The sequence below is a fragment of the uncultured Kriegella sp. genome (assembly GCF_963975415.1).
Taxonomy (GTDB): Bacteria; Bacteroidota; Bacteroidia; order Flavobacteriales; family Flavobacteriaceae; genus Kriegella.
This window is the reverse complement of record NZ_CAXBGN010000002.1, coordinates 329,241-352,166: the sequence shown is the minus strand read 5'-3', so window position 1 is coordinate 352,166 and position 22,926 is coordinate 329,241. Positions and strand designations below refer to the sequence as shown.

At 39.4% G+C, this 22,926-nt stretch carries 27 protein-coding genes; 12 read left to right on the top strand and 15 right to left on the bottom strand.

The genetic code is table 11. The annotated features are described in order from the left end of the window. Nucleotides 1-50: 50 nt before the first annotated feature. Nucleotides 51-614: a DNA-3-methyladenine glycosylase I gene (locus AACZ88_RS05340; RefSeq protein WP_339707267.1), complete on the top strand. Its 564-nt coding sequence runs from the start codon at nt 51-53 to the stop codon at nt 612-614. Next, entirely contained in the window at nt 601-1,194 is a 594-nt protein-coding gene (locus AACZ88_RS05335; RefSeq protein ID WP_339707264.1) for a hypothetical protein, read from the top strand. The genes AACZ88_RS05340 and AACZ88_RS05335 overlap by 14 nt, the downstream gene beginning before the upstream one ends. Here the strand turns inward: AACZ88_RS05335 and aat are convergent. From aat to AACZ88_RS05315, 4 genes are all read right to left on the bottom strand, one after another. Then, nucleotides 1,191-1,898 carry a leucyl/phenylalanyl-tRNA--protein transferase gene (aat, locus tag AACZ88_RS05330; RefSeq protein ID WP_339707261.1) on the bottom strand — a complete coding sequence of 236 codons (708 nt, stop codon included), beginning with the start codon at nt 1,896-1,898 and terminating at the stop codon, nt 1,191-1,193. The genes AACZ88_RS05335 and aat overlap by 4 nt on opposite strands. A gap of 228 nt (nt 1,899-2,126) precedes the next feature. After that, nucleotides 2,127-2,504: a DUF3127 domain-containing protein gene (locus AACZ88_RS05325; protein ID WP_339707258.1), complete on the bottom strand. Its 378-nt coding sequence runs from the start codon at nt 2,502-2,504 to the stop codon at nt 2,127-2,129. Nucleotides 2,505-2,545: 41 nt separating this feature from the next. Continuing rightward, the gene (locus AACZ88_RS05320) at nt 2,546-3,349 is read right to left on the bottom strand and encodes a hypothetical protein (RefSeq protein WP_339707255.1); all 804 of its coding nucleotides are present in this window, start codon (nt 3,347-3,349) and stop codon (nt 2,546-2,548) included. Next, nucleotides 3,349-4,218, bottom strand: a complete 870-nt coding sequence (locus tag AACZ88_RS05315; RefSeq protein ID WP_339708214.1) for a flavin reductase family protein — start codon at nt 4,216-4,218, stop codon at nt 3,349-3,351. Before AACZ88_RS05315 ends, AACZ88_RS05320 begins: the two co-directional genes overlap by 1 nt. A 115-nt stretch (nt 4,219-4,333) precedes the next feature. Between AACZ88_RS05315 and AACZ88_RS05310 the strand changes: the two genes are divergently transcribed. Together AACZ88_RS05310 and AACZ88_RS05305 are read left to right on the top strand one after the other, a co-directional pair. Then, nucleotides 4,334-5,482, top strand: a complete 1,149-nt coding sequence (locus AACZ88_RS05310) for a HAMP domain-containing sensor histidine kinase (protein ID WP_339707252.1) — start codon at nt 4,334-4,336, stop codon at nt 5,480-5,482. 2 nt (nt 5,483-5,484) lie between these two features. Further along, a complete protein-coding gene (locus tag AACZ88_RS05305) occupies nt 5,485-5,838 on the top strand; it encodes a hypothetical protein (protein ID WP_339707249.1) in 354 nt (117 codons plus the stop codon). Between the two features lie 56 nt (nt 5,839-5,894). Here AACZ88_RS05305 and AACZ88_RS05300 read toward each other — a convergent pair whose 3' ends face one another. Together AACZ88_RS05300 and greA are read right to left on the bottom strand one after the other, a co-directional pair. Further along, on the bottom strand, nt 5,895-6,287 hold the full coding sequence (locus tag AACZ88_RS05300) for an HIT family protein (protein WP_339707246.1): 393 nt from the start codon (nt 6,285-6,287) through the stop codon (nt 5,895-5,897). 54 nt (nt 6,288-6,341) lie between these two features. Continuing rightward, complete coding sequence (greA, locus tag AACZ88_RS05295) at nt 6,342-6,818, bottom strand: transcription elongation factor GreA (protein WP_339707243.1); 477 nt, start codon at nt 6,816-6,818, stop codon at nt 6,342-6,344. A 253-nt stretch (nt 6,819-7,071) separates the two neighbouring features. Between greA and AACZ88_RS05290 the strand changes: the two genes are divergently transcribed. Then, the gene (locus tag AACZ88_RS05290) at nt 7,072-7,509 is read left to right on the top strand and encodes a hypothetical protein (protein ID WP_339707241.1); all 438 of its coding nucleotides are present in this window, start codon (nt 7,072-7,074) and stop codon (nt 7,507-7,509) included. A 3-nt stretch (nt 7,510-7,512) separates the two neighbouring features. Here the strand turns inward: AACZ88_RS05290 and AACZ88_RS05285 are convergent, their stop codons facing one another. Then, nucleotides 7,513-8,505: a Gfo/Idh/MocA family oxidoreductase gene (locus tag AACZ88_RS05285; protein WP_339707238.1), complete on the bottom strand. Its 993-nt coding sequence runs from the start codon at nt 8,503-8,505 to the stop codon at nt 7,513-7,515. A 68-nt stretch (nt 8,506-8,573) separates the two neighbouring features. Then, nucleotides 8,574-9,947: a saccharopine dehydrogenase family protein gene (locus tag AACZ88_RS05280; protein ID WP_339707235.1), complete on the bottom strand. Its 1,374-nt coding sequence runs from the start codon at nt 9,945-9,947 to the stop codon at nt 8,574-8,576. An 81-nt stretch (nt 9,948-10,028) separates the two neighbouring features. Between AACZ88_RS05280 and AACZ88_RS05275 the strand changes: the two genes are divergently transcribed. Beyond that, entirely contained in the window at nt 10,029-10,415 is a 387-nt protein-coding gene (locus AACZ88_RS05275; protein WP_339707232.1) for a DUF423 domain-containing protein, read from the top strand. 87 nt (nt 10,416-10,502) lie between these two features. Further along, nucleotides 10,503-12,101, top strand: coding sequence for a phosphoenolpyruvate carboxykinase (ATP) (gene pckA / locus AACZ88_RS05270; RefSeq protein ID WP_339707229.1), 1,599 nt, complete (start codon nt 10,503-10,505; stop codon nt 12,099-12,101). A 44-nt stretch (nt 12,102-12,145) separates the two neighbouring features. Here the strand turns inward: pckA and AACZ88_RS05265 are convergent, their stop codons facing one another. The 3 genes from AACZ88_RS05265 to AACZ88_RS05255 are packed head-to-tail and all read right to left on the bottom strand — an operon-like array spanning nt 12,146 to nt 15,227. Next, nucleotides 12,146-12,892 carry a uroporphyrinogen-III synthase gene (locus AACZ88_RS05265; RefSeq protein WP_339707227.1) on the bottom strand — a complete coding sequence of 249 codons (747 nt, stop codon included), beginning with the start codon at nt 12,890-12,892 and terminating at the stop codon, nt 12,146-12,148. Nucleotides 12,893-12,897: 5 nt separating this feature from the next. After that, complete coding sequence (locus tag AACZ88_RS05260) at nt 12,898-13,509, bottom strand: DUF4271 domain-containing protein (RefSeq protein ID WP_339708211.1); 612 nt, start codon at nt 13,507-13,509, stop codon at nt 12,898-12,900. A 44-nt stretch (nt 13,510-13,553) separates the two neighbouring features. After that, nucleotides 13,554-15,227 (bottom strand): glycosyltransferase family 39 protein, encoded by a 1,674-nt coding sequence (locus AACZ88_RS05255; protein WP_339707225.1) that lies wholly within the window; start codon nt 15,225-15,227, stop codon nt 13,554-13,556. A 235-nt stretch (nt 15,228-15,462) separates the two neighbouring features. Here AACZ88_RS05255 and AACZ88_RS05250 point away from each other — a divergent pair, with 235 nt between their 5' ends. From AACZ88_RS05250 to AACZ88_RS05240, 3 genes are read left to right on the top strand one after another with little or no spacing between them, the layout of a single operon-like run. Beyond that, complete coding sequence (locus AACZ88_RS05250) at nt 15,463-16,191, top strand: polyprenol monophosphomannose synthase (RefSeq protein ID WP_339707223.1); 729 nt, start codon at nt 15,463-15,465, stop codon at nt 16,189-16,191. Between the two features lie 2 nt (nt 16,192-16,193). Beyond that, nucleotides 16,194-17,528, top strand: coding sequence for a dihydroorotase (locus tag AACZ88_RS05245; protein WP_339707220.1), 1,335 nt, complete (start codon nt 16,194-16,196; stop codon nt 17,526-17,528). After that, nucleotides 17,525-17,959: a DUF4296 domain-containing protein gene (locus AACZ88_RS05240; protein WP_339707217.1), complete on the top strand. Its 435-nt coding sequence runs from the start codon at nt 17,525-17,527 to the stop codon at nt 17,957-17,959. Before AACZ88_RS05245 ends, AACZ88_RS05240 begins: the two co-directional genes overlap by 4 nt. Here AACZ88_RS05240 and AACZ88_RS05235 read toward each other — a convergent pair. Beyond that, entirely contained in the window at nt 17,940-18,947 is a 1,008-nt protein-coding gene (locus AACZ88_RS05235) for an SDR family oxidoreductase (RefSeq protein ID WP_339707214.1), read from the bottom strand. The two genes, AACZ88_RS05240 and AACZ88_RS05235, sit on opposite strands and share 20 nt — an antisense overlap. 103 nt (nt 18,948-19,050) lie before the next feature. On the opposite strand from AACZ88_RS05235, the gene tyrS reads away from it, so the two are divergent. Continuing rightward, entirely contained in the window at nt 19,051-20,346 is a 1,296-nt protein-coding gene (gene tyrS / locus AACZ88_RS05230; RefSeq protein WP_339707211.1) for a tyrosine--tRNA ligase, read from the top strand. Between the two features lie 143 nt (nt 20,347-20,489). Then, entirely contained in the window at nt 20,490-21,020 is a 531-nt protein-coding gene (locus AACZ88_RS05225; protein WP_339707208.1) for a hypothetical protein, read from the top strand. An 11-nt stretch (nt 21,021-21,031) separates the two neighbouring features. Here the strand turns inward: AACZ88_RS05225 and AACZ88_RS05220 are convergent, their stop codons facing one another. The 3 genes from AACZ88_RS05220 to AACZ88_RS05210 form a co-directional block, all read right to left on the bottom strand. After that, a complete protein-coding gene (locus AACZ88_RS05220; protein ID WP_339707205.1) occupies nt 21,032-22,012 on the bottom strand; it encodes an acyl transferase in 981 nt (326 codons plus the stop codon). A gap of 27 nt (nt 22,013-22,039) precedes the next feature. Next, on the bottom strand, nt 22,040-22,363 hold the full coding sequence (locus tag AACZ88_RS05215) for a T9SS type A sorting domain-containing protein (RefSeq protein WP_339707202.1): 324 nt from the start codon (nt 22,361-22,363) through the stop codon (nt 22,040-22,042). A 170-nt stretch (nt 22,364-22,533) separates the two neighbouring features. Further along, the gene (locus AACZ88_RS05210; protein ID WP_339707199.1) at nt 22,534-22,842 is read right to left on the bottom strand and encodes a T9SS type A sorting domain-containing protein; all 309 of its coding nucleotides are present in this window, start codon (nt 22,840-22,842) and stop codon (nt 22,534-22,536) included. Between the last annotated feature and the right edge of the window lie 84 nt (nt 22,843-22,926).

Here is a 22,926-nt window from a genome sequence, read left to right as displayed (position 1 = left end):
TACCAGCTGTTTCATTTTATTCCCATATCTTTAAATTCAAAGCGGATTTCATGCAAAAAAATCGATGTGGCTGGTGCAAGGGTGATAAACTTTACGAAGATTATCATGACTTTGAATGGGGCGTGCCTGTACGTGACGATAAGACTAGTTTTGAATTTTTGGTTTTAGAGACTTTTCAAGCTGGTTTAAGTTGGATAACCATTCTTCGAAAACGTGAAAATTTCCGTGAAGCCTTCGATAATTTTGATTATGAAAAAATCGCCCAATATGATGAGGCTAAAAAAGATGTGCTTTTGCAGAATGCCGGTATCATTCGTAACAAGCTCAAAGTAAACGCCACGGTAACCAATGCACAAGCATTCATGGCCATTCAAAGGGAATTTGGAAGTTTCAGCACCTATATTTGGAATTTTGTAGATGGAGTACCCCTTGTAAATAAAGTTGAAGACTATCGAAAGGCTCCTGCAACTACTGAAGTTTCAGATAAAATCAGTAAAGACTTAAAGAAAAGAGGATTCAAATTTGTGGGTAGTACGGTGATGTACGCCTATATGCAGGCGACCGGAATGGTAAACGATCATGAAACCAGTTGCTTTAGGTATGAAGAGGTGTAAGTCTTTTTTGCTTCTGCTCTTGTTTTTAGCTAATATGACCGTTTTTGGTCAGAACGGTGTTGAAGGCGAACATCGAATTAAAAAAGTACAATTTCCTTCCATTTCAATAGATACCTTATTTAAAACTGTCGGGCGCTCTGAACTAACAAGAGTTCGCTACTATAAGACGGTCGATACTGTACGAACAAGCTATACGCTTAAATTCAAGATGCAACGGCTACATTATCAAATGCATTTTGATGCGAACGGGAATCTGCTCAAAGTAGGTTTTGGGGTAAAGGAAGTAGACGTGCCCTCAGACACCTATGCCGCAATGCGTGGTTATCTTCAAAATCGCTTTGAAAAAGTAAAAATTCGCAGAATGTATCAAGAATATCCGATTACGTCTAGGGAAAAAGTACATTCCCACCTTAAAAATGCTTTCCAGAACTTGCATTTGCCAACGAATCAATATCGTCTTCTGGTCATGGGGAAGAATAAGGGTGGCCGAGAACAGTATGTGGTTAAATTCGATGCGAAAGGAGGTTTGAAAGATTTGTCCATGGCTCTACCGGCTAACCACGATCGTATATTGTACTAGCATTTCGGTTTTGTCTTAAGTACGTTGATAAAAGACGTTCTAGGTATTTCAACGGCTCCAAGACTAGCTAAATGTTTGGTGTATACTTGACAATCGATAAGACGGTAGTTTTTCTCTTTTAGTTCTTGGGTCAATTTTATAAAAGCGAACTTAGAGGCATTGCTTGATTTGCTGAACATGCTTTCGCCGCAGAAGACGTGACCGAGATCGATACCGTACAATCCACCTACGAGTTGGCCCGCTTCCCAAACCTCATAAGACAAGGCTACGCCCATGGTGTGTAGCTGCATATAGGCTGCCTTCATCCGTTTGGTAATCCAGGTACCTGGTTGTCCTAATCTTTCGACTGTTGCGCAGGCAGTTATCACATTTTCAAACTGTGTGTTTTTGGTCAAGGTGAACGTATGGTCCCTTAAAACTTTCCGCATACTTTTTGAAATTTTCAGCTGGTCGGGAAACAGGACCATTCTAGGGTCGGGACTCCACCAAAGTATCAACGAGTCGTCGTTGAACCAAGGGAAAATGCCATTTCGATAGGCAAGCAATAACCTTTCCGTGGATAAATCTCCACCTACGGCTAAGAGTCCTTCCTCATTGGCCGTTTCGACCGATGGAAATTCCAGTTTTTGCGTTAAAAAAGGAATGGGCGTTTGGTGGTTCATTTCATATTTCGGAATAAAATTATACTCCCTGAAAACTAGCATCGTCTAAATTAATCAAAGGGGACGAAATCTGGTATTGATTTAAATCAATACCTGTTTGCAAAAGATATTGTTGAAAGATAGGGAGTAAAACCGAAACAGTGCTTCAATACAACGGTTTTGGTCTTAAAGTATCGAACTAACGAGAAATAAAAAGACCTGACAAGTCTTGAAAACTTGTCAGGTCTTTTGCCTCATATAAAAGTGGGTCTAAATTCAAACAATCTTTGCTTAAAAAGGTAAATCGTCGTGATCTTCTTCGTTCAAATTGTCGGCAGGTTCGAAAGCTTCCGTAGGAGGCACTGGAGGAATGTTACTGCTGGCCGCTTCGGTTTGCAAATTTTCAATACGCCAACCTTGAATTGAATTGAAATATTTGGTTTCACCTTGAGGGTTGGTCCATTCCCTACCTCTTAAGTTAATACTTATTTTTACCTGTTGACCAACGCTAAAATTATTGAGTAGGTCGGTCTTATCCTGTACAAATTCCACCATGATGTGTTGTGGGTATTGCTCTTCCGTGGTAACGACTACTTCTCTTTTTCGAAATCCATTGTTTCCAAATGTTTGAGTCTCTCCTATTACCTTAATCTTTCCTTGTACTTCCATGTTACTGTTTATTACGTTCTAAATTCTCTTTGTTTAGTTATTCAAACAGGAACTCCCATCAAATAAGTTCCTTGTTTTTTACCATTGCTTTTTTTTGCCTGTCCTTTTTTCCATATATAATTACTTGTTCCTAATCCGTCGAGTAAGGCGTCAAGGTCTTTGAAAGTGTACATCCTCGGTAGAGAGGCTTGTCCGTCCCAAGCAAAGCAAACCGGGATTACGGGAATCAAATAAGTAAATATAATTTGCTGCCAAGTTAAGGGTTTTACAGATGGTGTCATAAAAAGAACCATAATAATTAGTACGATCAACGAAATTGGTAGTAAAAGCCACCATATCAGTAATGGGATGTTATTTTCTCCCATTTCATAAATGAGCAATGGTTGTCGATTCTCTTGGGCCGAGGCCAAAATTTTGCGAGCTTTTTTCGGTGGCATATGGTGAAAGCTGTTGACCATGGTTTTGAGTCCTGTCGGAGCCGTGGCGATGTTTGTGGCATCTACCGAAACATCATGATAGATGATAGATTCTCCTTTAGCCATCTTGTATTTTTTGACCATTTCAGGATTCGGATATAAATCGGTCATTACCAGTTTGACCTCACCCAAACCATGAACTTCGTGTAGTGCTTTAATAACGTCTGGCATGGTTCCTCCCGAACCAGATCCCACATCGACAATTTGTGATATATTTTTCTCTTTTAGTATTTCGGCAATCAAATCGGACAATACTTCGCCTATGCCAAGTTTTCGCTGAAGATGAACTATGAGGTTGGTCATATAGCTACGAATGTTAGTCGGAAACCAACTGAAATCTTCAAACTCGAATAATTGTATTCTTTTCATTAGGGTAGTAACATTTTCCATGCCGAGAGCACATCGTTTTTTTGTATGAATTCTTGGGCTTTTTTATGAATTTTATTGGTATCTCCACTAATTCTTATAGCTCTGATTTTGGGGTGATCTGCCATAAAATTAGCTACTTCTTCTGCATCGGGAATCTTTGCCACATTACCTAATAACCCTAGGTCATTGCCCGTTAGAACTTTGCTCAAACGAATATTTTCTGGTATTTTATCGACTCCGACTCCCAAGGTCAAAAGAGGTTTGGGCACTTCAAACAATCCTTGATTGGCTCGACTGTACCAATTACCTCCCATGCGAGCGACTTGATCGATTTTCGATGGGTCAATGGTGCCATTTTTGTCGAGCACATTACTTTTGATATGCATTTTGACAACTTGGGAAAAAATTAAATTTCCAGCCCCACCCTTATTGCCCAAGGCTTCTACCTTGGTCACTTTACACTCGAACTGTACAGGTGATTCGGCGACACGAAAGGGTCTTACGATATCCGATGGCAACATGGTGAGTCCTGATTTGATAAACTCGTTTATCCCTTCCCCGTATTCGGTACTGGTCAAAGACATCTGTTGCACCATGGCATAATTGACAATATTAATGACTACTTCTTTGGTTTTTAAGACATTTTCCAAAGTATGTTTAGTCGAATTGTCACGAACCCTTCTAGAGGGTGAGAAAATTAAAATTGGAGGATTGGAACTAAAAATATTAAAAAAACTAAATGGTGATAAATTGGGTCTTTCCTGAGAATCAACAGTACTTGCAAAAGCAATGGGTCTGGGGCCTACAGCACCCAAAAGGTGGCCGTGCAATGCGCTGGTATCCATTTCATCGGGCAGTATGGAAATCATTTTTGCCATGGCCCATAAAGATATGCAATTTGAATTCTATTTGAAATAAGTACAGGAGTGCTCGAAGTACGAATTTGCATCATTTTACGTTATCTTTAATGCAAGAACACATTCGATGAACTTTTACCTCAAAGGAAAGACTTCCAACATATTTTTATTGATAGCATCTTTTGTTATTGTTAGTCTGATTCTTTGGAATACCAATAGTTTCTTTAAAAAGTTCAAAGAGGAAGAACGGCTTAAGATGGAGATTTGGGCCACTGCTCAACTTGAGCTACTGCAATCTTCCATTGAAGACGATCCAGGGAATCTTACGATTAAGGTGCTACAGAACAATACTTCGACACCGATGATTCTGGTCAATAAAGATGGTTCGACAAAGACAAACAACATGCCTGGCGAACTGGCTTCTGACAGTTTGTATATTCAAAACCGAATTGTTCGGTTTAGGGATGAAAACACTCCCATTTCAATAGATCAACAGGGAGAACACCTGGCGACTTTGTATTACGGAAATTCAGAGGTGTTGACGAAGCTGAAGTATTACCCAATTGCTTTGTTGCTGATTATTTTTCTTTTCGGGGCAGTCATTTACTTCTTTTTTAAAACAAGCAAGGCGTCGGAACAGAATAAACTTTGGGCCGGTATGGCCAAAGAAACAGCGCATCAAATTGCAACCCCGCTTTCATCGTTGTTAGGATGGAACGAGTTGTTGAAGACTGAGAAAATAAGTCCTGAGATTACAAAGGAAATTGAAAAGGATATTTCTCGTTTGGAAACGATAACCGAGCGTTTTTCAAAAATAGGGTCGCTACCTAAACTTGATGAGTATGATATTGTCGAAGAAACTCGGGATGCTTATGACTATTTGAGGCATCGAAGTTCAAAATTGATCCATTTTTCTTTTAATTCGAAAATAGAGAGTTTATCGGTTCAATTGAATAGACCTTTGTATAATTGGACTATCGAGAATCTTGTCAAGAACGGAATTGATGCGATGAAGGGAAAAGGTAGTATTTCGATAGAAATTATTCCTGATGGAAAATATGTAAATATTCTTGTTACTGACACAGGACATGGTATATCAAAGAGTGATTTTCAATCGATTTTCAATCCAGGCGTAACTTCCAAAAAAAGAGGGTGGGGTTTGGGTCTTAGTCTTGTTAAAAGAATAGTGGAGGAATATCACAAAGGAAAAATAAAAGTACTTTCATCAAGTAAGGAAGGTACAATTATGCAGATTTCGTTAAAAATAAATCCATGATTATGGCAAAGGAAGAATTGGAAGTCATCAAAGAGGCTGACCTCACTAACAACTGCCCTGAATGTTTTAATCAAGATATGAAGATTACCTTCTATCAAAAACACAAACACGGCAAATTTTTCCATCGAACAACAGATGAAGTTAGTTGTCAAATCAAATGCAATAAGTGTGATTCGATTATTTATCCTGTTAATTGGACGGAAGACATTGAACGTACTTTTAAGTACTATCAGAAAATGGCGGCCCCTAAACGCACTACTATGCGCTTCACCTTGTTGTTTTATGTTCTAATGCTGTTGTTAATTGTCGTTGTTGGCGCAGGGGTTTATTTTCTCTTGCAAGGAAGCCCGCTCTAGTTGCCGATTTAAAATGTGATAACGTCAATAATTTTCCAAAATGGTAGTTGAATTGATTACTTCAGTTTCGCACGAATCTTGTCGGCAATAGTTTCGAACTCTTCCTTTGAAAGTGAAACTTTGTTTTGAAAAGTGGCGTCGCCCATTTTGTTCAGCGGTATTAAATGAACATGTACATGGGGTACTTCCAAGCCTATAACTGTCATTCCTACGCGTTGACAATCTATGGCATCTTCAATGGCTAAACCTATTTTTCGGGAAAAGGCCATGAGACCCAGATAAGTAGCTTCATCAAGATCAAAAATTTTATCTACCTCTTTTTTCGGAATGCACAATGTGTGGCCAACAGCATTGGGATTAATGTCTAAAAAAGCAAAAAAATCTTCGTCCTCGGCAATTTTGTAGCAAGGTATTTCGCCATTGATAATTCTTGTAAAAATACTCGACATAAGCTTTAAATATAATGGCCTGACTTGGCGTTTCAATTCCGCTAGGCCTTTATGTTACTTTCTTGTAATTTCGAGAATGTCAAATTTTAAAGTTCCGTTCGGAACAGTAATCTCTGCGGTATCGCCTACTTTTTTGCCTAGCAGACCCTTACCAATTGGAGAGCTTACAGATATTTTTCCGTTCTTTAGATCGGCCTCACTTTCGGCGACCAAAGTATACTTCATTTCCATTCCGTTCTGTTGATTCTTTAATTTCACGGTGGAAAGCACCAGCACTTTAGAGGTGTCTAATTGTGATTCGTCGATTAAACGGGCATTGGATAGCGTTTCCTCCATCTTTGATATTTTGAGCTCCAATAAGCCCTGTGCCTCTTTTGCGGCATCATATTCGGCATTTTCGGAAAGATCTCCTTTGTCTCGGGCTTCCGCTATGGCTTGTGAAGCTTTGGGGCGTTCAACATCCTTTAGATGGTTTAGTTCGTCCCTTAATTTTTTTAATCCCTCAGGGGTATAATATGATACGTTACTCATGATTTTTACGTTTAAAACAATAGTAAAAAAAACCTTATCATGTAGTGCACACCTCTTTCTGAATTGCAACCTAAATGTTCATCATTGTAAGTATGAATGATTACTTTATGTTGCGTGTGTCCAACAGGGTTTCCTTAATACGAAAATCCTCTGCATTGCACGTGGTTTACCCGGCTTTTTAGAGAGGATTTAACGCAAATATACATAATTTTTGTTCAACTTTGTCGAACAATCGGGCATTTGAAATTACACTATGAAACATTTTTTGATACCATTTATAATTCTGCTGTTGCTTTCCTGTAGTAGTGACCGAACGGTTAGAAACCCCTACTTGCAGGAAATTGGGTTTCAGTTCGAACTTAACCTTAATTTACCTTCGTATAGCCCATTAACTAACGTAGGCAATGTTGTGCCTGTTCTTAGTCAGGGTGTGGGTAACCGGGGAGTGTTCGTAATTAATACCGGTTTTGATCAATTCAGGGTATTCGAGGCAAGTTGCCCCAACCACGCTCCTAATGATTGCTCAACAATGGATTTCGAAGGGCAAGTCGCGACCTGCTCATGCGAAGACTATGAATACAGTTTGTTTACCGGTCAACAACTAAACCGACCTGATGATGGCAATCGCTATTACGATATGCTTGAATACCATGCTAGGGCCAACGGGAATTCTGTGATTATTTCAAATTAGAGCTTACAATACCCCTAGAATTTTATCCATAACCCAACTGGTATGAAGTGCTGAATCCCCTAAGGATGGATGCGTTCGTTCTCCAGCCAAATGGCTTTTAATATCTTGAACGTGAAATTCTTGAATATGATCGGGATGTTCTATTTCCAAGACTTCTGAGCTGTCTTTATACTCAAGTTTTAAAGGGTTTTCATGAAAAATTGAAAAAGAAATTTTTCCCGTGCTTCCGATAATCTCCGCTTGATCTCTGTGTTCCCAACTACCAAAATTCCAACTTCCTTCACCGGTGGCCCCGGTTTCATGAAGCCAGCAGGCAGCGACTGCGTCTTTAGCCGTATAAAGCTTTTGTTGGTTCAGGCTTATGCCATGAACTTGGTCAATTGGTCCAAGAAGGTAAGTGAACAAATCGAGACCATGACTCGCCAAATCATCGAAATAGCCACCTGGGGCGACTTCGGCATCGGTACGCCAATTGTCTACTCCGCTTAAGTCTTGTTTAGATGGCGGTTTGCTTAAGTGCCATTTGATATGTCTTATTTCCCCGATTTTTTGGCTGTTTAGCCATTCTTTTATTTTAGTAAACCTAGGTAATGATCTTCTATAATAGGCGATAAAGAGGGGAATGTTCCTTTTATGAAAGGCATTATAAATTTCTAGGCTATCTGCATAGGTGGGAGCCATAGGTTTTTCAATGCAACATATTTTTCCGGCCTCGGCAACCTTTAATCCGTAATATTTATGGGAGTCGGGCGGCGTGGCTATATAAACGGCATCTACTTCGGTATCATTGATTAAATCATCTCCATCTGTATAAAACTTTGAAATATGATGTCTTTTTGCGTAATCGGCCGCCTTTGCTGCATTTCGCCGCATAACGGCAACAATTTCAAAGCCTTCGGTATTTTGATAGGCTGGGCCGCTTTTGACCTCGGTTACGTCACCGCATCCGATAATACCCCAGCGAACGGTTTTTCCAATATGTTTTATGTCTGCCATTTTTTTATCAGTATGAAACAAAAATAGCGGTTTATTTAGAGAAAATAATATCTTGTACAATTAAGTGCCTAACCGGCTACGGTATTCGGATTATAACCTAAATACGGAACACTGTATTCATTAAAGGTGATGCCATAAGATTTTAATTCTTCCAAAATCGGTTGGTAGACTTCACTGTTGATAGGAATTTGTACTCCGGCCTTTGTGATTTTTCCATTCAGGATAAGTAAAGTGGCTATTGCAACGGGCAGCCCTACGGTCTTCGCCATTGCGGTGTAGGTTCGGTTTTCTCCTATTACCACCATTTTGGCGTCCAATTGCTGTTTTTTACCTTGAATTTCATAGCCGAACTTATGATACATGACAATCATGTCTTTGTCTTTGTCACCAAGTGTCCAGCTTTCCTCCAAAATTTCTTGAAGTATTTGTGCCGGTGTAGCATTTTTAAGCGATACGGTTTTATTGGCATCAAAAAGGTGTAGTTCTAGCAATTTTCCCCACATGATATCATCTTGATCGATTTTCAAATAATGTCGCAGTTTTAGTTCTACGGAATCTGTGGGAGAGTAAGGCAGGAAGAGGTTGGTGAATTCGCGATACGACATACCTTCTGAATTTTCTATGGTATAGCCATCATCGGTCATACCCAATTGCACGAACATGTTCCATGCCTTTGAAAAACCGACCCTACGCATGGTTCCGCGGTATAAGGTAAGCGCATTCTGAAGACCGTATACCTCCCGATAATTTAAGGAGTCGCGGTTGGCATAGCCTTCGAATTTGCCATAGCCTTCGATTTCGAAAAATTCGGTACGACGAAAAAGTTTATGATAAGGGATGTATTTGTAGGTGCCCTCTTGAATGAACTGTGCCGCACCTCCTTGACCGGCAATGACCACGTTACGTGGGTTCCAAGTGAATTTGTAGTTCCATAAATTATTGTCGCTTTCTGGTGCTACCAAGCCTCCGCAAAAAGATTCGAATAAAAGAATGTTTCCGCCCTGGGAGCGAATTCTATCCAAAATTTGCATGGCGCTCATATGATCGATTCCGGGGTCAAGACCTATTTCGTTCATAAAAACAAGACCTTTTTCTTTAACCTGCTTGTCTAGCGCCTGTAGTTGGGGGCTGATGTAACTTGCGGTGACCAGATGTACTCCAAAACTCAGGCAATCTTCGGCCACTTTTAAATGAAACCGGGCGGGAAGCATAGATACAACAATATGGGCTTTTTCAATAACCTTTCTTCGCGCTTTGTCGTTAAAAATATCCAAGGTGATGACAGCACATGATGGGTGCGTCGTAATTTTATTCGGTAAGTTTTCAGGGTGGAGGTCGGCAATGGTCAGGTGTAGCTTTTCTTCTGTCAGTTTGCTTAAAAAATAATCCAATAGATAAGAGGTCGATTTTCCTGCCCCTACCACAAGTATATTGCGCACCATGGGTTTTGTTTAGTTTTGCTATAAAAATTGATACTAAGGTATCAAAATGTTACATTTATAAAAAGTAAAGCACACGATGTTATGAACAAAACAATATTTCTTTCCGGAATTGTTCTGGGTACATTAGCCGTAATTCTGGGCGCTTTTGGGGCTCACGGACTTGAGAAAATGGTAGATGCCGATGCTGTTGGAATTTTTGAAACCGGAGTGAAATACCAACTTTATCATGCGCTTTTTTTAATGATTCTGTCAAATGTCAAGCAATTGCCCGAACAAAGTAAAAAAACCGTTTTCCTTTTGATTATGGTTGGAACAATTTTATTCTCTTTTTCCATATATTTTTTGGCGACAAATACCTTGACCAATTTTGATTTTAAGACGATTGGATTTGTCACCCCTATCGGGGGCCTGCTTCTTATTTTAGGATGGTCTTTTTTAGGCTATCGCGTCTTTAGGCAATGGAATTAATATATTCTCATTAATTGAGGTAAAATGATATATTTATGATAATTTTGTATCTATAACCATCCTTTTGGGTGAAGATATCGCAAATAAATGAAAAAATCAATCACGCTTGCTGCCTTAGGAATCGAAAATAGTACGCTACATTACCAACTCACACCTGCGGAACTCCATAGAATTACTTTGGATAAGAACATGGGGCAAGAAACTGATTCTGGTGCTTTGGCCATCAATACTGGGGAGTTCACGGGAAGGTCGCCTCAAGATCGGTTTATTGTTAAAGATGAGGTCACCGCTGATAAGGTTTGGTGGGGCCCGGTCAACATTCCTTTTGAGGCTGATAAGTTTGACAAACTTTATAAAAAGGTCATTTCATATTTAGATGGAAAGGAACTTTTTGTGCGTGACTGTTATGCCTGTGCCGATGCAAACTATCGAATGAATATTCGGGTAATTAACGAATATCCTTGGTCGAATATGTTCGCATATAATATGTTTATACGACCTACGAAGGAAGAACTTCGGAATTTTGAGCCTGAATGGACCGTAATCAATGCACCTGGTTTTATGGCAAATGCGATAACAGATGGTACTCGACAACATAATTTCGCAATTCTGAATTTCACCAAAAAAATTGCACTTATCGGTGGTACGGGGTATACTGGTGAAATAAAAAAAGGGATTTTCTCGGCTTTGAATTTTATACTTCCGGTCTATAAAAAAACTTTGCCAATGCATTGTTCCTCGAACATCGGAAAGAATGGTGAGACAGCTATTTTCTTCGGATTGTCGGGAACGGGAAAAACTACGTTGTCTACCGATGCTTCCCGAAAACTGATAGGAGATGACGAACACGGGTGGAATAATGAGAATGCCGTATTCAATTTTGAAGGAGGGTGTTATGCCAAGGTTATTAATTTGTCAAAAGCAAAAGAGCCCGAGATTTTTGGGGCTATAAAAAAGGGTGCAATTCTAGAGAATGTTGTGCTTGATAACAACGGGAAAGTTGATTTTTCAGATACCTCTATTACCCAAAATACAAGGGTAAGTTATCCTATTTATCATATTGAAAACATTCAGCAACCTTCTATTGGCAACAACCCCAAGAATATTTTCTTTTTGACGGCCGATGCCTTTGGGGTAATTCCTCCGATATCAAAACTCACTCCAAGTCAGGCTGCCTATCATTTTATATCGGGCTATACGGCAAAAGTAGCTGGTACCGAAGCAGGTGTTGTCGAACCGGTTCCATCTTTTTCAGCCTGTTTTGGTGCTCCTTTCATGCCGTTGCACCCCGCTGAATATGCAGAGATGTTGAGTAGAAAAATGAAAGAAGCCGAGGTTAATGTGTGGTTGGTGAATACAGGTTGGACAGGGGGGGCTTACGGTGTGGGTACACGAATGGAATTGAAGTACACGCGTGCCATGATCAATGCGGTTTTAAATGGGGATCTAGGTTTATATAACTATGACGATTACCATATTCATTCGGTATTTGGAGTGGCACAGCCAAGGTCGTGCCCGGGAGTGCCAACAAGTGTCTTAAGTCCCCGTGCTACATGGAACAATGATGAAGCGTACTATACAACGGCATTTAAATTAACAAATGCGTTTCGTAAAAATTTTAAACAATTTGAAGCCTATGCCAGTGAGGAAATTCGGCGCGGTGGGCCACAGCGATATGCATTCTAACGTTTCAAAATTGAGGGGGAACTTTTGGAAACGTATAAGCCGAACTATTTCTTGTTCGCTTGGTTAATGTACTTTTGAAGTGCCATTGTCATCGAAGGTGTTTCGGGCGTTGGCGCTTTAATGTCGATTCGAAGACCCGCTTCTTGGGCCGCGTCTACGGTAGAATTTCCAAATACGGCAATACGCGTATCGTTTTGTTCGAAATCAGGAAAATTCTTAAGCAGTGATTCTATGCCCGAAGGACTAAAGAACACCAGTACGTCATAATAAACGTTGCGCAGGTCGGAAAGATCACTGATGACCGTCCTGTAAAAGATTCCACGAGTCCATGAAACACCTGTTTCGTCTAATATTTCAGGAATTTCTGGTTTTAAAGCATCTGATGAAGGAAGCAAGAATTTTTCATTCTTATACTTTTTGAACATCGGCAATAAATCCTGGAAAACTCTTTTACCAACGTAGATCTTGCGTTTTCGATAGACTACATATTTTTGAAGATAATAGGCCACAGCTTCTGATTGACAAAAATATTTCATGCTATCAGGAACCTTGAAGCGCATTTCTTCTGCAATTCTAAAAAAATGATCTACTGCGTTTCTGCTAGTTAAAATGATGGCCGAATAATTTTTAAGATCGATCTTCTGTTGGCGTACATTTTTAGCATCAACGGCCTCTACGTGAATAAAAGGCCTGAAATCAACTTTTACTTTCTCCTTGTCAATAAGTTTTGAATAAGGAGAATTTTCCATTTTTGGTTCGGGCTGCGAAACCAAAATCGTTTTTACTTTCATAAAACCTAGTCTGTTAGATAGCTTGCGACAATAATGAACGGCGCAATTTCAAGAGCGCAAAGGTACAAAATAAAATAGAAAAAGTTGTTTGTAATGAATTTTTGATGATTCTTTACTGTTGTAACCCAGCCGATTCCGTTTATTAAAATTATTAGGGATGCACTAGTATAAATCACAATTTTTGAATCCTTTGCGATATAACAAAGGATAATATTGGCTAAAAGCATTATAATGCCACTGTGGTTCAAGTAGGAAAGTTTTTTAAAAATCAAGTCGCTAATAACCTTGTTCGCATTGAATATAAAACCATTGCCTAATTGTAAGAATATTTTAACAAGGAGAAAGAGTAATAGTCCTCCGAGAATAATAGGAAATATAAATGGGTAGGAAGTGTATTCAGGTTGAAAAAATGTGCGCCATGATAAGAAAACAAATAGCGAAAAGTTAGAAATCATGAAGATTGTGAAGAAAATATGAAACCAGTTCAATAGCTTTTCCTTCTTGTTATACATAAAAATGTATTTGTTGTTGAAAGGCAGTATGATGAAATTCATGAATCTGGTATAAAACAACCCTTTGGCAATAACCAAGAATAATAAACTACCGAATATGAGCATGGTCATCCAATCAGCAGTGGGGACAGCTCTTAAAATAGGCTCCATTATTGCTTTAATTTGATGTTTTCTCCATTGAGTCCGTAGTTCAGCCCATTCTCTGAAATTCCAATTCTAAAATAACCGGGATTCTTCATGTTGGGTTTTGGTAATCTAAACGTAAAATTCGTAGTATCATTTGATTTTAAGGTTAGAATATTTTTATTGGTTGGATCGACCTTGATCGGCAATACTTCTTTCACCTGTTTGTGACTATTGAGGTAGGCCAAGCCGAATTTTATTTTTTCAATAGGAATGTTGTCGTCGTACGGGTTGAATACTTTGAAATTGATTGTTTTTTCGACAGCAAATGAGAGTGGTGCTTCTTCAATAATGAAACACCTCAATTTTCTAAACGATTCAAAATCATCGATAAATCGGCCGTGATAAATAGTCCCGTTGATTCTTGTGAAAGAAGCATCCCCACTTTTGGCATATTTAGAGATATACATAATCTTTTTATGTTGTACTTCATACTCTGAACTATCTATAGAATATTGATTCCTTCTGTAATGTATGTTGTTGAGTGAATAGGTGGGGTTTCCCGAATAGAAAGCATGCATAGGTGCATTTCTATACGAATTTTCAAAAACAATGGGAATGTCGCCTGCTTTCGAGCGTATTTCATTGGTAAATTGTTTATTACCGTGCGTTTCATAAAAAACCGGAAATAAAGGCTCGTAAACGAGGCCAAGACGCAGGAATATTAAAATTACACAATTTACGATTCCCATTCGGTAAATCCATTTTCTCGCGCTGGCGTTCTCCAACATATAATTGAAAACGATTATGACCAAAGGAATGGATATTATAATAATCCACTGTGTTTGCACCCGGCGGTTAAAACTAGATATGAAAAAAAACAGAATTACACCATAGGTTAGATACAGCAGGCCCTTTGTGAAAAGTGATGAAGGTTTGGTTTTAAAAAGTGATTTATAGACCCATGGGAAAGTCAACCCGAAAATAGCGACGAGATTAACGAAAAATCCTAGTGTATATTTATTAAAGTCATAAGCACCATTGGGCCTTTCAAAGAGGTGGTATTTTATAGAGACGAAATCATTTTCGTACAGCCATAAAAAGTGCGGGGAGTAACTCAGAAGCGCAACCATCACCGCTAACCATGCATATTTGTTTTTCAGCAATGCTAAATTTGAAAGCGACACGAAGAGAATGACCAAAACAGCATGATACTTACTGTACATTAAAGCGGCCATCATAACACCTAAAAAAATCGCCGATAGTGCGGTTGCATTGGCGATGAATTTTTTATAGGCCCACAAGAAAAGGGCAGCGAAAAATAATAGAGGTGTGTCGGGCAACGTAAAGAAACCGTAAGCATTCAGCAGGGTCATGGAGAAGGTCAAAATAAAAAAATGCGGTACGAAATCGCGTTTTTTTGGATTGTCGATCATTAGCCATAACAATACTAACGTGCCGGCTGATAGTAGGCAGCTCATAAAACGAACACCTAGTTCCCCATCAAAAAAGTAGCTGCTCAATCGTATCAAAAGGGCTACCATTGGAGGATGGTCGAAATAGCCCCATGCCATTTTTTGAGCATAATGCCAATAATAGGCTTCGTCAAAAATAAGTTCGGTAAAATGGGACTGCAACAGATTGATGGCCAAAATGGCGCCCAAAAAGTATAAAAATAGTTTTGGTAATTTCAACGGCATTCTCGTTTGTTGATTTGAACCCATTTAACTCTTTTGTTTGCCTACAAATCCGAGATTGTCGTTTTTAGGAAAGAGCCAAGTTTGATCTTTGGCGTCAAAATTACAAATTCTATGCGTTTTAATATATTTATAATCTAAATGCCCGCGAAAGTGACCAAAAAAAATGCTAAATCACAAAAATGTCTTCTTTGTCAAGTTTGGAAAACACTATTTTTGCTAAAATTCAAATCGATCAATGTCAGACAGTTTAGTTATAATTCCTACTTACAACGAAATTGAAAATGTCGAGGCTATTATACAAGCTGTTTTTAAACTGGAGAAGCGTTTTCATGTGTTGATTGTTGACGACAATTCTCCTGATGGTACGGCATCTCAGGTAAGGAATATGCAAAAAGAGTTTCCTGACAACCTATTTCTTGAAGTGAGAAAAGAAAAATCTGGTTTAGGTACGGCGTACATTCACGGGTTTAAGTGGGCCATCGCCAGAAAATATGATTATATTTTTGAAATGGATGCCGATTTCTCACATAATCCTGAAGACTTGCAACGCTTATATCTTGCCTGTGCCGATGGTGCCGATGTGTCTGTTGGGTCGCGTTACAAAAAGGGCGTGAATGTTGTAGATTGGCCATTATATCGTGTTTTGTTATCATATGGTGCATCATTTTATGTAAAGATGATTACAGGTATGCGCGTTCATGATCCTACTGCTGGTTTTGTTTGTTATAGGCGTCGTGTTCTCGAGACAATTGATTTAGATTCAGTGCGTTTTGTGGGGTATGCATTTCAAATTGAAATGAAATTCAGGGCTTATCTTAAAAATTACAAGATTCAAGAAGTCTCGATTATTTTCCGTGACAGGGTAAGGGGCAAATCGAAAATGAGTTCCTCTATTGTTAGTGAGGCCATTTATGGGGTTTTTATGATGAAAATGCGGAGTCTTTTCCAGAAAAGTAAATTTTAAGCATGAGGAAAACATTGATTAAAAATGCGGTAATAGTTAATGAAGGCCGCGTATACGAAAGTGATATACTATTAGGTGATGGGGTTATTCAGGAACTGGATAGGCATATTATTGAACCCAATGCCCAAGTAATTGATGTGAAGGGCAAGCACGTTTTTCCGGGTGTAATTGACGATCAGGTACATTTTAGGGAACCCGGTCTTACCCACAAAGGCGATATTGTTTCTGAAAGTCGCGCGGCCATTGCTGGAGGTATTACCTCGTTTATGGAGCAGCCGAACACCATCCCCCAGACAACTACCATTGAAAAGTTGGAAGAAAAGTTCGAGAGGGCAAGAGAAACCTCGTATGCGAACTACTCTTTTTTGTTCGGGGGCACCAATGATAATTTGGAAGAGTTAAAACGATTGGACAAAAATGCTTGTTCGGGAGTGAAATTGTTTCTGGGATCATCGACAGGGAACATGCTCGTCGATGATGAAGCGGTTATTGAAAAGATTTTTAGCAGTACTGAAATGGTTATTTCGGCGCATTGCGAAGATGAGACGACAATCAAGCAGAATCTTGAAAAATATAAAAGGCAATATGGTGATGATATTCCTATTAAATGTCATCCACTGGTTCGAAGTGCCGAGGCTTGCTATTTGTCTTCTTCAAAAGCAATAGCATTAGCCCAGAAAACGGGTGCTCGCCTTCATGTCTTTCACGTTTCAACAGGTATAGAGACAGATTTATTTCGTAATGACATTCCTTTGGTGGAGAAAAAAATAACGGCGGAGGTGTGTATTCATCATCTTTGGTTTTCCGATGCGGATTACGATAGTTTGGGCACGCTTATAAAATGGAATCCGGCGGTAAAAACTGCGGAAGATAGAAGGTTGCTGTGGGATGCCCTACTTGATGATCGTATTGATGTGGTAGCGACCGACCACGCGCCGCACACTTGGGAAGAGAAGAATAATATATATACGAAAGCGCCTTCAGGTGGCCCTTTGGTGCAACATGCGTTGCCGGCCATGTTGGAAAAATACCATGAGGGCATTATATCTTTGGAAAAAATTGCCGAGAAAATGTGCCACAATCCCGCTATTCTTTTTCAAGTAAAAAAACGAGGTTTTATAAGGGAAGGGTATTGCGCCGATTTGACCGTTGTAGATTTGAAGAGTCCTTGGGAGGTAGAACAGGGCAATGTAGCCTCTAAGTGTGGCTGGTCTCCATTTGAAGGAAAAACCTTTGGGTCGAAAATAACACATACTTTTGTAAACGGGCATTTGGCCTACGACAATGGTATATTTTCGGTAGGGCGATTTGGCCAGCGACTAACATTCGATCGATGAGCTTAAATAAGATACTTCTTTTTGGTTTTTTTACGTTGTTTTTTTCTTGCAATGAAAAACTTATTGACAAGCCCGAAAATCTGATTGCCAGGGACAAAATGGTCGAGGTGTTAAAAGATTTGGCGCTAGCCAATGCTGCAAAGAACACGAATATTGTCGTTTTAAGGGAAAACGATATCGAACCGACAACCTATGTATTTGAAAAATACGGAATAGATAGTATTCAATTTACCCAAAGTGATACGTACTATGCTTCTTTGCCAGGGGGAGAATACGAGTCAATTTACACGGAGGTGGAGCAACAATTGGAAGACGAATCAAAACGCTTGGAAGAGGCAAGACAATTGAACGATAGTTTGGCCGCGGCAAAAAAGAGTGCTGACGCGAAATCTAAATCTTCCGTAAAAAAAATCAAAGATTCTCTTCAATAAATCGAGTGCAACAGAACTGTATCGTTTTCTCTAAAGGCTCAAATTCAAAGTTCAATTCCTTTTTGATTTTAGTATTGTCATAAGTACCCCGGGTTTTTAATGATTTTATCGAATTTTTGGTAATACGCCTTCTCCTTCCAGTAAAAAAACAAAAAAACATATCGAAAATTCGACCGATATGAAGCTGCCAAAAAGCAAGTTTTTTAGTGGGTTTCGGTTTGCCCAAATACTTGGTGAGCAGACCCAACATGGTTTCAAAAGTGATGTTTTCGGCAACGGTAATGTAGCGTTGGTTTACTAAGGAAGAGTCCATAAGCCCGGTCATGATTCGAATTAAATCTCCAATGGTTATAAAGCCGGTTCCGCCAGGAGGGAAATAGGAATAGCCCTTGCTTGCCGTGGTAAAGAGATTGCCACTGCCTTCTTCCCAAAAACCCGGCCCTACAATTACTCCGGGATTGACGATTATTACAGGAAGCCCTTCTTGCGAACCACGCCATACCTCCATTTCTGCAGCATGCTTCGTCAAGGCATAGACATTAATGTCTTCTTCGACCCATTCATTTTCTTCGGTAGCTGAGTTGCCGTTCACGCTTTTGCCAATGGCGCCAATAGTGCTTACATGACATAATTTTTCAATATTGTTGGCAAGGCATAAATTAACTAGGTTGGCAGTACCTAGTGTATTAGTATTATGTAGTATGTCATAATCTTTGGGGTCGAAAGAAATTAATGCGGCACAGTGATAAACATGTGTAATGTCTTGAAATGCCGTTTCCATGCCGGGTATGTCATTAAGGTCGGCCAAAATCCATTCGATTTTGCCGAAAAGCTCTTCGCTTTTTTGTTCATAGTAAGCGAATATTTTTTCGACTCTTTTTAAGTTGCTGTTCTGGCGATAGGTTGCGCGCACGGCAAATCCCGACCTGACCAATTGCAACAGTAGATGTGAACCCACCAAACCCGTACCACCAGTTACTAAAATCATGGTGCTAATTTAGCCAAATGAGATGGATAAATTCGGGTGTTCTTCAAGACAAAGCTCCTGATTTGCCTTATATTTGCAGCGATTATTAAAAGAATAGAAACCAATGGCGACAAATTTTGTAGCAGAATTAAAATGGAGGGGTATGTTGCATGATGCCATGCCCGGCACGGAAGAACATTTGTTAAAAGATATGCAATCGGCTTACGTGGGTATAGATCCCACGGCAGACTCTTTGCATATTGGTCATTTGGTCGGGGTTATGATGCTACGCCATTTTCAATTGGCCGGGCACAAACCATATGCTTTGGTAGGCGGTGCTACGGGAATGATCGGAGACCCTTCTGGCAAATCATCGGAACGTAACCTTTTAGATGAAAAAACATTGCGACATAATCAAGATGCGTTAAAAGGTCAACTGTCGAGATTTTTAGATTTTGATTCTGATGAGGCCAATGCAGCGGTATTGGTGAACAATTACGATTGGATGAAAGATTTTTCCTTTCTTGATTTTATTCGTGATGTCGGTAAGCACATTACCGTAAATTATATGATGGCGAAAGATTCAGTGAAAAAGCGCTTGTCCGCCGAGGCCAAAGAAGGCATGTCATTTACCGAATTCACCTATCAGTTGGTGCAAGGGTATGATTTTTTACACCTATATCAGGAGAACGATTGTACTTTGCAAATGGGTGGTAGTGATCAATGGGGCAACATTACGACGGGTACAGAACTAATTCGTCGTATTGGCGGAGGAAAAGGTTACGCCTTGACCTGTCCGTTGATTACGAAGGCCGATGGCACTAAATTTGGTAAGACTGAAAGCGGTAATGTTTGGTTAGACTCGCAACGAACGTCCCCGTATAAATTTTACCAGTACTGGTTGAATACCTCGGATGAAGATGCCGTGAAATACATTAAAATTTTCACGTTTTTATCAAAGGAAGAAATAGAGGGGCTGATTGAAGAACATGAAAAAGCACCACATCTTCGAATCGTACAGAAGCGTTTAGCCGAAGAAATTACCGTGATGGTGCATTCGCAGGAAGATTTAGATAATGCCGTTCAGGCAAGTGCCATACTTTTTGGAAAATCGACCTCCGAAGACTTGAAGAAATTGGATGAAAAGACCTTTCTAGATGTATTCGATGGTGTGCCACAAGCCGAAATTCCGAAATCTGAATTGGAAAACGGGCTTGATATGATTGGAGCCTTGGCCGCAAAGACGGGTTTCCTTGGTTCTAATGGAGAGGCACGACGAGAATTGAAACAGAATTCGATTTCGGTGAATAAAGAAAAGGTCAAAGAAGATTATCTTATTTCAACTGCTGATTTGATCAACGGTAAATTTGTACTCTTGCAGCGAGGTAAAAAGAATTATTTTGTTTTGACTGCACAGTAATTACTCAAATTTTATAGCATTAAAATCTTGATTGTTTAAGGGCGCGGTTGCGACAGTGCACCTACGCTGTCTTTTTTGTTTTTTGACCAAATATTTTCCGTCTTGTCACGTTAGTAGTACATATGATTTACAAGAAACCTACTATGCGCAATTATTTTTTGATTCTAGCCGTTTTCGCAATTTTAACAGGTTGTGATAAAATTGATGAATTGACCAAGTTCGATATCGAATACGATCAAACGGTCGTTATTCCGTCAACCACAGGTATAAACTTGCCCTTTGATATATATACTCCGGAAACGGAAACAAACTCAGAATCTGAATTTGAGGTAAACGATACGCGTAAAGACCTGATCGAGGAAATTCAATTAAAGAAGCTTGAATTGACGATCACCTCTCCCGATGCGGCCGATTTTAGCTTTCTTGAATCGATAGAAGTCTATATTTCTGCAGAAGATGTTGAAGAAATTAAAATTGCCTGGATGGACGATGTTCCTGAAACCACTAGTAACAAACTTCAACTTGATACTTCCGACATGGATTTAAAGGAATATATCAAAAAAGACAAGTTCAACCTACGTTTGAATACGGTAACCGATGAAGTGATAAACCAGGATCATGAATTGGATGTTAATTCTACGTTTTTTGTAGATGCCAAGATTTTAGGACTCTAGGGAAAAACCGGTCAAAGTACCATCAAGTTGCATCCACGAATATCGGAGTGGTCAAAACGACCCAAGACTTCAAAATCTCCATTTTCGTAAACCTTGCCCAAGTCTTGGGTGGCAATAAAGGCGCAAGCGTTTACATTGGCCAAATCAATAATATTGATTCCCCCTGTTTTTCCTGGGCTTTGTAGGGTCAAGGGGTCTTCCGTATCACGGGTCAAAACCTTCATCCATGACGGCGTCTTAAAAATACCTTCGCCCTGCGAATATGCTTGAGACAATAATTCGGTCATACCATATTCCGAATGAATATCAGAAACCCCAAATCCCTTTTTGAGTGTTTCATGCAGTTCTTCCCGAACCATTTCCTTTCGACGGCCCTTCATACCTCCCGTTTCCATTATAATGGTATTTTTCAACTGAAACTGGTGCTTCTCGACTAAATCTAGAAGCGCAAAAGAAACCCCGATCAAAAGTATTTTGGTGCCCTGGGAATCAAGGGCTATAAGCTTATTTTTTAATTGGGATGTGTTTTTTAGATAGAATCCACTATCGGTATGTCGGCTTTTCTTTATCAGATCGTCGACCATATATATTAATGAAGAACCTTCCCGCTCTAAATACGATGGGAGCAATGCCAAAACACAATAATTGGAGATGGGGCCATAAAAATGTTCGAACGCGGTTTTGTAACTTTTTTGGTAGATCGTTATATCACTTACAAAGTGTTTGCTTACATGGCTTCCGGTAGTACCACTACTCGTGAATATCAGGTTCTCCTTGATGTCCCCCGTCATTATTTTTTTTGTCTTAAAAAATTCAATAGGTAAAAAGGGGATGTTTTCAATGCTATTGATTGTCTCTCGGTTTGTCTTTAAAAGATTACAGAATTTGCGATAAATAGGGTTGTGCAGGTATTGCTGGTGAAATACATCGAGCGCTACAGCTTTAAATTCGGTAGGCGAGGAAATAGCAAAAATATCTTGAGTATTTACCATGGCCCAAAAATAGCCAATTTGAATATACTACTTTACTACTAATTTTCGGGTCAAGGTTTTTTTGTTTTGAACTACCTGTAATACGTAGACACCAGGGGTCAGCTTTGAGATGTTTAAGGTGTTGGTAGTGATTCTGTCAGTTAGAACTATTTTTCCGAACACATCGTAGATAGCGATTTCTTTGGGTGTTGCTAAGTGTGTGGTTACGTGCACTACATCGTCGAAGACCGGGTTAGGGTATACGGTCAGTCTTGTCGGTTCGTTATAGGTTTGGCCTTGAATAGTTGCTGTTTCTTGGGCAGATAGACCAATAGAAAATACGATAAAGAATATAAGGCTGGTTAGTTTCATTTGGTATCGACTTGGGATCAATACTTTAAAGATAACCAAAGACACTTTTTACTCGGAAATAATGTTGTGAAATGAATTAAATTGTAGGTATACGTGTAATGCCCATACTGTTCATCGGCTTTTTCTGCACTTTGTCAAAAGGTGTAGGCAATCATTAAAATAGGCAAGTGCTACTTTACGATTAATTTTCGGGTCGCAACTTTATCTTTTTCCAATACCCGCAGAACATAAACCCCGGCGTCTAAATCGGAGAGATTCAATTCCGTTCCTAAAATAGTGGTTTCCAAAACTTGAATACCCAATACATCAAAAATTAAAATTTTCTTGGGGGCTTTTGCTGTGGTATTTATGTAAATCTTTCCACTGGTAACCGGATTCGGGTAGAGCTTAAAGCCATCAATATCACCTCTACTTTTGGTGTCTTGACCATAAGCGGCAGCAATAAAAAGAAAAAAAAGTACGAGGTAGAGTTGCTTCATAAAGTATTGATAACAATAAATATACCACAAATATAGGGATTTTCACCATTCGTAACTGAAGGTGTTCTTGGGATTACATATAAA

What these genes read in the sequence shown, in the direction of transcription:
- AACZ88_RS05305 (WP_339707249.1), top strand. Translation starts at nt 5,485, where the DNA reads ATGGCAAAGGAAGAATTGGAAGTCATCAAAGAGGCTGACCTCACTAAC.
- AACZ88_RS05220 (WP_339707205.1), bottom strand. Translation starts at nt 22,012, where the DNA reads ATGGTAAATACTCAAGATATTTTTGCTATTTCCTCGCCTACCGAATTT.
- AACZ88_RS05280 (WP_339707235.1), bottom strand. Translation starts at nt 9,947, where the DNA reads ATGGTGCGCAATATACTTGTGGTAGGGGCAGGAAAATCGACCTCTTAT.
- AACZ88_RS05215 (WP_339707202.1), bottom strand. Translation starts at nt 22,363, where the DNA reads ATGAAACTAACCAGCCTTATATTCTTTATCGTATTTTCTATTGGTCTA.
- AACZ88_RS05260 (WP_339708211.1), bottom strand. Translation starts at nt 13,509, where the DNA reads ATGCTCATATTCGGTAGTTTATTATTCTTGGTTATTGCCAAAGGGTTG.
- AACZ88_RS05310 (WP_339707252.1), top strand. Translation starts at nt 4,334, where the DNA reads ATGAACTTTTACCTCAAAGGAAAGACTTCCAACATATTTTTATTGATA.
- AACZ88_RS05290 (WP_339707241.1), top strand. Translation starts at nt 7,072, where the DNA reads ATGAAACATTTTTTGATACCATTTATAATTCTGCTGTTGCTTTCCTGT.
- AACZ88_RS05210 (WP_339707199.1), bottom strand. Translation starts at nt 22,842, where the DNA reads ATGAAGCAACTCTACCTCGTACTTTTTTTTCTTTTTATTGCTGCCGCT.
- AACZ88_RS05315 (WP_339708214.1), bottom strand. Translation starts at nt 4,218, where the DNA reads ATGATTTCCATACTGCCCGATGAAATGGATACCAGCGCATTGCACGGC.
- AACZ88_RS05335 (WP_339707264.1), top strand. Translation starts at nt 601, where the DNA reads ATGAAGAGGTGTAAGTCTTTTTTGCTTCTGCTCTTGTTTTTAGCTAAT.
- tyrS (WP_339707211.1), top strand. Translation starts at nt 19,051, where the DNA reads ATGGCGACAAATTTTGTAGCAGAATTAAAATGGAGGGGTATGTTGCAT.
- aat (WP_339707261.1), bottom strand. Translation starts at nt 1,898, where the DNA reads ATGCTAGTTTTCAGGGAGTATAATTTTATTCCGAAATATGAAATGAAC.
- AACZ88_RS05250 (WP_339707223.1), top strand. Translation starts at nt 15,463, where the DNA reads ATGTCAGACAGTTTAGTTATAATTCCTACTTACAACGAAATTGAAAAT.
- AACZ88_RS05265 (WP_339707227.1), bottom strand. Translation starts at nt 12,892, where the DNA reads ATGAAAGTAAAAACGATTTTGGTTTCGCAGCCCGAACCAAAAATGGAA.
- AACZ88_RS05245 (WP_339707220.1), top strand. Translation starts at nt 16,194, where the DNA reads ATGAGGAAAACATTGATTAAAAATGCGGTAATAGTTAATGAAGGCCGC.
- AACZ88_RS05225 (WP_339707208.1), top strand. Translation starts at nt 20,490, where the DNA reads ATGCGCAATTATTTTTTGATTCTAGCCGTTTTCGCAATTTTAACAGGT.
- AACZ88_RS05240 (WP_339707217.1), top strand. Translation starts at nt 17,525, where the DNA reads ATGAGCTTAAATAAGATACTTCTTTTTGGTTTTTTTACGTTGTTTTTT.
- AACZ88_RS05340 (WP_339707267.1), top strand. Translation starts at nt 51, where the DNA reads ATGCAAAAAAATCGATGTGGCTGGTGCAAGGGTGATAAACTTTACGAA.
- greA (WP_339707243.1), bottom strand. Translation starts at nt 6,818, where the DNA reads ATGAGTAACGTATCATATTATACCCCTGAGGGATTAAAAAAATTAAGG.
- AACZ88_RS05285 (WP_339707238.1), bottom strand. Translation starts at nt 8,505, where the DNA reads ATGGCAGACATAAAACATATTGGAAAAACCGTTCGCTGGGGTATTATC.
- AACZ88_RS05300 (WP_339707246.1), bottom strand. Translation starts at nt 6,287, where the DNA reads ATGTCGAGTATTTTTACAAGAATTATCAATGGCGAAATACCTTGCTAC.
- AACZ88_RS05320 (WP_339707255.1), bottom strand. Translation starts at nt 3,349, where the DNA reads ATGAAAAGAATACAATTATTCGAGTTTGAAGATTTCAGTTGGTTTCCG.
- pckA (WP_339707229.1), top strand. Translation starts at nt 10,503, where the DNA reads ATGAAAAAATCAATCACGCTTGCTGCCTTAGGAATCGAAAATAGTACG.
- AACZ88_RS05325 (WP_339707258.1), bottom strand. Translation starts at nt 2,504, where the DNA reads ATGGAAGTACAAGGAAAGATTAAGGTAATAGGAGAGACTCAAACATTT.
- AACZ88_RS05235 (WP_339707214.1), bottom strand. Translation starts at nt 18,947, where the DNA reads ATGATTTTAGTAACTGGTGGTACGGGTTTGGTGGGTTCACATCTACTG.
- AACZ88_RS05275 (WP_339707232.1), top strand. Translation starts at nt 10,029, where the DNA reads ATGAACAAAACAATATTTCTTTCCGGAATTGTTCTGGGTACATTAGCC.
- AACZ88_RS05255 (WP_339707225.1), bottom strand. Translation starts at nt 15,227, where the DNA reads ATGCCGTTGAAATTACCAAAACTATTTTTATACTTTTTGGGCGCCATT.